Below are 7,461 nucleotides of genomic sequence, written 5' to 3' on the forward strand. Positions count from 1 at the left end.
GTGTCTGGCTGCGTCACGGCTTGGAGAGTAGAATTGCTCATGGCGTATCCGTCCTATGTTGGTTGTGATCTGGCGAGATCAATCAACAGGATACGCCACCCTCTCTACTGCCCTCCATACACAAGAACTGAGCTTAACTCCAATAGTGTATACCCTAATAAAGATGACTTTTGGCCATGGCCCTCCGCAAAATCAGCGATCTGAAACCCGTGTTCACCGGGGATAACGTAGTTGAATGGCAGTCGCCGAGCGGGACGCGATACCGCTATGAGCGAGACCGCTGCGCCGTCGGCCAGGAGACGATACCTGGCAGCGAGACTTACGACTGGCACGTTCTAGCGAAGAGCGATATCCCCCATGCCAAACGTCGCGTGTTTGAGCTAATCAATGAAGATGAGTTCTGATACCCCTGCCCAAAGCCACTTATGATTTCGATACGCCTCTTCGCAAAGCGCTTCTATTTGAGAGCTGCGGTTTTGACGGTAAAGCTTTCAGCGTGCCAGCGGCTTGATTTAGCCGGAACGACAGGGTAACTCTGCCTTTCAGAAGAAAATGCTGCATTGGTCACAGGCTTTGTTGGGCGGCCTCAAGTTCCAAGTGCAACACTATTGAAGCGTGCTCGGTCCGGCGACGGACTTCTTGAGCACCTCGGCGTAGACTTCCAACGGCGTGCGCCAGTCCAGTGTCTTGCGTGGCCGTGTATTGAGTGAGTCGGCGATTTCGTCGAGTTCTTCCTGGCTGTAGACCGACAGATCCGTGCCCTTCGGCAGGTACTGTCTCAACAGCCCGTTGGTGTTCTCATTGGAACCCCGCTGCCATGGGCTATGCGGGTCGGCAAAGTAGATCGCTGTCCCCGTCTTCTGAGTGATCTCGGCATGCTTCACCATCTCTTTGCCCTGGTCGTAGGTCATCGATAGGCGCAGGGAGCGCGGTACCTCATTGAGCTTGTCGCTGAAGCCAACAGCGGCTGCTGTGGCGGTGGTGCCGTCCACTTTCGCCAGGATCACCAGACGCGTGGTTCGCTCTACCAGCGTGCCGACGGCAGAGCGGTTGTTGGCACCCATGATGAGGTCACCCTCCCAATGGCCAGGCATCAGGCGGTCTTCAATCTCAGGTGGCCGCAGGTGGATGCTCACTAGGTCAGGAATCTGTTGCCGCCTATCCTTGCCACGGCTGCGAGGGCGTCGTTTACCGTTACCCTGGCGCAAACAGGCAATCAGCTCCTTCTTGAGCGAGCCGCGCGGCATGAGATAGAGCGCATTGTAGATGGCTTCGTGCGAGACGTGGCGGTCAGTGTTATCAGGAAACATACGCTTCAGTGTGCGGGCTATTTGCTCTGGTGACCAGTACTTACGCAGCAGGTAGACCACCAGCTCAAAAAGCTCACCATTGAGAGGTAGCTTCGGGCTACGACGAGGCCGACAGCGGGTCAGTCGGGCCCGATATCCAGCGAGGCTGGCGTCATACGCTCTGTCAGGGCTAACCGTATGACGCACCAGTTCTCGTGAAATAGTGCTAGGCGCACGCCCTAACTGACGCGCGATGGAACGAATCGAGTGGTGACCTTGCATCAGCATGATGGCGGCTCGGTCTTCAGCAGAAAGATGGCGGTAGCAATGAGTCATGGCAATACCTTACCTGATAGGTTAGGTGTTGCACTTGGTCATTGAGACCGCCTTGCTGCCAATTGGGTTAACGACACGCCTTTCGCTTACAGCTTCTTGATTCATTGCATAACGGATTGTTGTAAGCCATTGCTTACAGATGCTGTGGTCAAAGACTCACTGTTGCGGACCATCACCTCTTGAACAGTGGAAGCGTGTTCCATAGATTGAGCGACTCTTTTCATGATGTTCACGAACACTGACCTTCAACGACTGATCATCCCGGGCTCGCTGACTAGGCGGGCTACATAGTACTCAACTGAGCAGCCTCAGTTTCGAGTGCTGAACGACCAGCGTTGGGGGGGGGGGGCAGCGCTCTACCCCACTTCCAGACTCGTCTATTCCTCAATACGCTTCTTGACGACAGGTTGACAGTTCGCTGATAAAGCGATAATTGTGTAATTGTTAAGTCAATCTGTATTTGTATTGTTTGCTTCCTAAATTCACTGGATTTGCAGCAACTATGATCTTATTTACTGGTTTTTCGCCATACGGCGAGCGCAGCGAAAATCCGTCCATGGCGGCGGCCCAGGCGATGGAAGCACATCCGGCCTTAGCCGACCACACTGTTCGAGCATCCGGCATGCCCGTAGCAATTGAGGGTCTCACCGATAGAGTACAGGATCTGCTTAACAGTCATTCGCCCGATTTGATGATATCTGTTGGGCTATGGCCTGGCGAGACATGCCTCAGGCTAGAGAAGTGCGGCTTAAATTATGCCAACTTCGAAATACCAGACAATGAAGATGCTTTGCTTAGTGACACCCAGTTGATTAGTAACCAACCAGATGCTCTATTTAGCAATGCCCCGATACTTGGTATACAGAAAGCACTTCTGGAAAGCGGAATTCCAGCCCGCATTTCACTCTCCGCAGGAAGCTATCTTTGCAATGCCTTGGCCTATACGGCTCTCAATCTCATTCGCGAGCAAGATCTTGCAACGCGGTTTCTGTTCGTACACATCCCCTATTCTCCTCGGCAAGTCGCTGAACTAATAACCCAAAACTCTGAACTGGGATTGGAATTGCACCAAAGAGGAGATTTGGCATCAATGAGTCTTGAGATGGTTACCAGCGCGCTTGGCATCATTGCCAATGTAATGGCTAAAGAATTGACAATAAATGATTGAATTACGAAACTTGCATAAGCGGTATCATTCCGCCACTCCCGCTGATCATCTGAACTTTGTCATCAACGACGGCGAATTCTTCACGTTGCTCGGCCCGAGCGGTTCTGGAAAATCGACGATTCTGCGGATGATCGCAGGGCTTGAAAACCCATCATCTGGTGAGATTCTCTACAACAATACAGATATTACAACGCTCCCCCCATGGAAGCGTCGTTTTGGGATGATCTTCCAACAGTACGCAATATTTCCGCATCTGGACGTTGGACAAAATGTGCAGTACGGGCTCACGCGTCAGCAGCGAAAGGATCATGGTGAAAAGCGAGCCAAGGAGTTACTTGAGCTTGTTGGTCTCCCAGGTTATGAGAAGCGCAGTGTTAGACAGCTCAGTGGTGGTGAGCAGCAGCGGGTTGCTATTGCCAGAGCACTCGCACCCGCACCTGATGTGCTATTACTCGATGAGCCGCTATCGGCACTGGATGAAAAAATTCGCCGCGAAATGCAATTAGAGCTAAGAGCGATTCAACGCCAGACAGGCACCACATTTGTTTACGTCACCCATGACCAAGAAGAGGCCCTTACGATGAGTGATCGCATTGCATTGCTCAACGAAGGGAAGTGTGCCCAGCTCGACGAACCAAAAGCGATTTTCCAGAATCCACGAACCGTATTCGTCGCGAATTTCTTCAGAGGCTGCAATGTAATAAACGCTGAGCTCATTCAGTCTGAGGCTGGTGACCATGTAAACATCGCTAACGATCATTTTCCGGTCACACCATTGAAGAGCAAAACTTACTCTGGGCAAGTTGCTATTCGCAGCGAGAATATACTTTTAACTGCGGCCAGTAGCGAATCGGAATCGCAGGCTGAGATTAAGAGAATTGTCTATCGAGGCTTACACAGCAGTATAGAATTAAATCTCACGGATGGTCAGGTGCTGATTGCTAGCATAACTAAATCAGAGGATTTCAACGAAGGCCAGAAGGTGTGCTTCGACATAGAAGAAGGAAAAGTCATTCCACTCGAATTATAAATTGGAGGTTCTGGATAATGAACAGATCTTTAGACACGACATTCAACTTTGATCGTCGCACTTTGCTAAAAGCGGCGTCCGCACTTGCCATAACTAGCGCAACGGGTGGACTCCCCTTCTCAGCTCTAGCATCTTCGCATCGAAGCCTGACCATAGCAGACATCGGCGTCGGCGATCCTGGCGACTGGTCGCGGTTCTCGAGCGATTATGATGTGGACGTTGTATCCATAGGAAACGCACCATCAGCGATCATCAACCAACTCATCGTAGGTGGTGGCGTAAAAACTTTCGATATCATCAATATCGTCGGTGGCATCCAACAGCCCTTGGCAAATGAAGGGTTAATTCGCCCCATTGACACTGCGCGTATACCGAACTGGGAAAAGAATGCCTATCTAGAAGAGTTTCTAAAAAAAGGAGGGCCTGGTAGAGACTTCATAAGCCAGGATGGCAAAATTTATGGGGTACCTACTGTATTGCAGGCTGATAGCTTTGCTTATCTTCCAGAAGAAACTGGAGAATTGGATAGCTACGCAGCACTTTTCGATGAAAAATTCCGTGGTTATGTCGCGCTTGAAGATAACTTTACGACTTCAGCACAAAAAACCGCGTTATACCTTAAAGCGAATGACCTCGCCGATATTGAAGACCCGTCTGACCTTAGCATATCCGAACTCGACACAGTCTCAGAATTTTTAATAGATAAGAAGAAAAAAGGGCAGTTCCGAGTCATCTGGTCTAGTTTCCAACAGGCGGTTGATCTACTCGTCAATAAAGAAGTCTATGTGATGGACTGCTGGGAACCTATAGTTTTCGCTGCTAGAGAACAAGGCGTTGAGGTGAAGTACGCAGATCCCAAAGAAGGCTATCTGCTATGGGCGATGGCCGCCTACATCGTGAACAATCCCGATCATTCTGAGGAGGATATCGAAGCGGCATATAACCTGCTTAACTTCATGCTTGGTCCTTGGTATGGCGCAACCATTTCAAACAAAAACGGTTATTTGACCAATTCCCAAGCACCAGAGTATGCTTTAAACAATTCAGATCAGTTCTCCGAGGAAACCGCAGCCAATATCCGTCGAATTCACGACAATGTGAGGCGGAAATTCGAGGCAGGCGGCACTTGGCAGAGCCGATGGCCTCGAAACATTCAGTACTATGAAGAGACTTGGCAGCGGTTCATGTCAGCATAAGTGACGACGAGCACAAATCGGTGGAGAACCGCTAATGAAAAGTTTGATCTTTAGGCTGTTATCTTATCGGTGCTTTACCGGCATTGTGCTCGCCTTCTTATTCACTGCAATCACAGCGCCAGTCGCGATTACATTTGTGATCAGCTTCTGGTCGCGAACCATGTTTGGCTTCGAGCCAGCGCTCACACTCGAGAATTACGCGACATTCTTCACCAGTCAGAGAGTAGGTGTTCTCTTGCGTACCATTGTGATCGCCGTCAGCTCTACAATGTTGATGCTCGTAATTGCCTTTTCTGCCGCCTTCATCATCAATCGCACTATCAAACCACATTGGCAGAGGACTGTGCTTTTCCTGTTTGCAGCACCATTTCTTGTTAATTATATCGTTCGAATACTCGTTTGGACCGACATCCTGGGTCGAAACGGAATTATAAATGCCTATCTTTTAAACTTGAATTACATTGTGAACCCTCTAGATTGGCTGCTTTACAGCAATTTTTCAGTGTATATTGGACTAATTTCAGCATATCTCCCGTTTATGATATTCCCGATATGGGTATCATTGAACAGCATTGAACGGACTTACGAACACGCAAGCTGGATGCTTGGCAGAAACAGAGCAGAGACGTTTCTTTCCGTGACATTGCCACTATCACTCCCCGGTGTAACAGCGGCATTTATTTTCGGATTTGTTGGGGTATTCGGTGAAATCGCAGTCTCTCGGATACTAGGTGGCGCCGGTTTTCAGCTTTATGGCAATACCATTGAAAGTGCGTTAAACACTGTAAACTATCCACTGTCGGCTGCCATGTCTTCTATATCCATAGGCATTATGCTTGTACTCTTATTTACCTGGCTACGATTCTTCGACCTGAAGCTATTTCTAGGAGATCTCCTGCCTTCTCGGTAGAAAATCACAATGACTAAAACTCTAATTTCAGCCCTAGGTTTGGCCTATATTGCCTTATTGTTAGCTTTTTTCTATCTTCCAATGATGCTGCCAATCACCGTATCACTCAACAGCGTTCCGGACGACCAGTCTTTTTTCGAGCACCTCTGGTCCACGCTGGAAGAAAACCGAATCAACAGCTCTCTGAATAACTCACTAATGATCGCCTCAGTAGTAAGCATCATTACCCCAATTTTATCTATTCTAACTGCTCATACGATAAGAGAATTGAAACTTCCAAAGCTGACACTGGCAATATCCCTGCTACCACTTTTCATCCCAGGCATCAGTATGGGCATCGCAACTGCCCTGTTCTTCCAGATACTAGACATCACCCCATCACCTGCAACCATCGTTTTCGTACAAACAGTGTGGTGTTTACCTTTTTCCACCCTCATCATTCTTGTCACTCTGTCACGATTCAACCCAAGCTTTCTTGAGGCTTCCTACATGCTAGGAAAAAATAAGATAACAACCTTCTTCCGTGTTGAATTACCCATCATCTTTCCAGGACTACTTGGTGCAGCAATCTTCTCTTTCATCCTTTCATTTAACGAGACCGTGCGAACAGCAGTCGTTCAAGGCAGTCACAATACCCTTCAGACCTATTTATGGTCACAATACCAGCAAGTTGGCCTTAACGATCAAATATTCAACATGATGACGATAATCATCGTGTTCACTCTAGCTTTGATCGCAGTTCTTGCCATCGTTGATTATCGGGGGCGGGCTAGGTTGTAGGCTGATACTGGCAGAGTTAAGGAAACGCTGCATAAATACGGCCGTCGCTGCCTAGAAGATTCTATTCGACACTACCTGTCAGTCTATAACGAGAACCCAAAGCCTTTCCAGTGGCGGAAAACTGCTGACCAGATAGTGGCGTCGGTGGGTCGAGCCGCATCAGCTCTTGATCGGCGCACCGACAAGTCAGATTAATTATGCGAACTTGAGAATCACCACACTAGCGTTCCTCTGCTTAAGGTTGGCAGATTTTTCCTATCGCTTTTTTCTATCTGCTAGGCTTCCTCCATCAGGCGGAGGTCAAAGTATGGCTCAATTCATGCTTGTCATGTGCTAAGGTTAATTTGCAGTCTGGGCTCGACCCTGAGCGGTCATATCGGAAAAACAAGCAGAAGCACTTAGAGTTTAAAAATGATGAAATATGGGGTTGGGTTGTTTGTGGCGGTATGTTTGTTGTTGATCGGATATTGTATTGGCGCTACTGAGAATGAAAATTTATTTTCAGACGTGAAGTGGACGGATGTCGGCACTCTTCTTGTGACCTTTTTTGGTTTTGCTTTCGGCTTTTTCACTTATTTTCAATGGCTAAGTGATAAGCGTAAGGAAGATGCCGAGTTATGGTGATTTCTGGTGTATGGAAGCAGGCTGAAAGGATGGCGTATCCTGTTGGTTGATCACCACCAAGATCACAACCAACAGAGGATGGATACGCCATGTCCAAGTCTAACCTGCATGCTCTTTCACAACCAGAG

8 protein-coding genes are annotated in these 7,461 nt (G+C 48.6%); 6 read left to right on the forward strand and 2 right to left on the reverse strand.

Features of this window, described 5'->3' with window-relative positions:
• The first annotated feature begins 176 nt into the window (after positions 1 to 176).
• On the forward strand, positions 177 to 404 hold the full coding sequence (locus AC13CY_RS10940) for a hypothetical protein (RefSeq protein WP_483052514.1): 228 nt from the start codon (positions 177 to 179) through the stop codon (positions 402 to 404).
• A gap of 201 nt (positions 405 to 605) precedes the next feature.
• On the opposite strand, the gene AC13CY_RS10945 is transcribed toward AC13CY_RS10940, so the two are convergent.
• Positions 606 to 1,625 carry an IS30 family transposase gene (locus AC13CY_RS10945; RefSeq protein WP_483052515.1) on the reverse strand — a complete coding sequence of 340 codons (1,020 nt, stop codon included), beginning with the start codon at positions 1,623 to 1,625 and terminating at the stop codon, positions 606 to 608.
• A gap of 502 nt (positions 1,626 to 2,127) precedes the next feature.
• Between AC13CY_RS10945 and AC13CY_RS10950 the strand changes: the two genes are divergently transcribed.
• Genes AC13CY_RS10950 through AC13CY_RS10970 form a run of 5 tightly spaced genes read left to right on the forward strand, consistent with a single transcriptional unit; the run spans position 2,128 to position 6,709 of the window.
• Entirely contained in the window at positions 2,128 to 2,793 is a 666-nt protein-coding gene (locus tag AC13CY_RS10950) for a pyroglutamyl-peptidase I (protein WP_483052516.1), read from the forward strand.
• Positions 2,786 to 3,823, forward strand: a complete 1,038-nt coding sequence (locus tag AC13CY_RS10955) for an ABC transporter ATP-binding protein (protein ID WP_483052517.1) — start codon at positions 2,786 to 2,788, stop codon at positions 3,821 to 3,823. The genes AC13CY_RS10950 and AC13CY_RS10955 overlap by 8 nt, the downstream gene beginning before the upstream one ends.
• 17 nt (positions 3,824 to 3,840) lie before the next feature.
• Positions 3,841 to 5,019 carry an ABC transporter substrate-binding protein gene (locus tag AC13CY_RS10960; RefSeq protein ID WP_483052518.1) on the forward strand — a complete coding sequence of 393 codons (1,179 nt, stop codon included), beginning with the start codon at positions 3,841 to 3,843 and terminating at the stop codon, positions 5,017 to 5,019.
• Between the two features lie 34 nt (positions 5,020 to 5,053).
• Positions 5,054 to 5,929: an ABC transporter permease gene (locus AC13CY_RS10965; RefSeq protein ID WP_483052519.1), complete on the forward strand. Its 876-nt coding sequence runs from the start codon at positions 5,054 to 5,056 to the stop codon at positions 5,927 to 5,929.
• Between the two features lie 9 nt (positions 5,930 to 5,938).
• On the forward strand, positions 5,939 to 6,709 hold the full coding sequence (locus tag AC13CY_RS10970) for an ABC transporter permease (RefSeq protein WP_483052520.1): 771 nt from the start codon (positions 5,939 to 5,941) through the stop codon (positions 6,707 to 6,709).
• Between the two features lie 568 nt (positions 6,710 to 7,277).
• Here the strand turns inward: AC13CY_RS10970 and AC13CY_RS10975 are convergent.
• The coding region (locus AC13CY_RS10975) for a hypothetical protein (protein ID WP_483052521.1) at positions 7,278 to 7,461 on the reverse strand (184 nt) is incomplete at its 5' end.

It is taken from the genome of Vreelandella sp. L-15, from assembly GCF_056857635.1.

Bases quoted from the DNA above. Each gene is read 5' to 3' on its own strand.
- AC13CY_RS10945 (WP_483052515.1), bottom strand. From the start codon at position 1,625: ATGACTCATTGCTACCGCCATCTTTCTGCTGAAGACCGAGCCGCCATC.
- AC13CY_RS10970 (WP_483052520.1), top strand. From the start codon at position 5,939: ATGACTAAAACTCTAATTTCAGCCCTAGGTTTGGCCTATATTGCCTTA.
- AC13CY_RS10950 (WP_483052516.1), top strand. From the start codon at position 2,128: ATGATCTTATTTACTGGTTTTTCGCCATACGGCGAGCGCAGCGAAAAT.
- AC13CY_RS10965 (WP_483052519.1), top strand. From the start codon at position 5,054: ATGAAAAGTTTGATCTTTAGGCTGTTATCTTATCGGTGCTTTACCGGC.
- AC13CY_RS10955 (WP_483052517.1), top strand. From the start codon at position 2,786: ATGATTGAATTACGAAACTTGCATAAGCGGTATCATTCCGCCACTCCC.
- AC13CY_RS10940 (WP_483052514.1), top strand. From the start codon at position 177: ATGGCCCTCCGCAAAATCAGCGATCTGAAACCCGTGTTCACCGGGGAT.
- AC13CY_RS10960 (WP_483052518.1), top strand. From the start codon at position 3,841: ATGAACAGATCTTTAGACACGACATTCAACTTTGATCGTCGCACTTTG.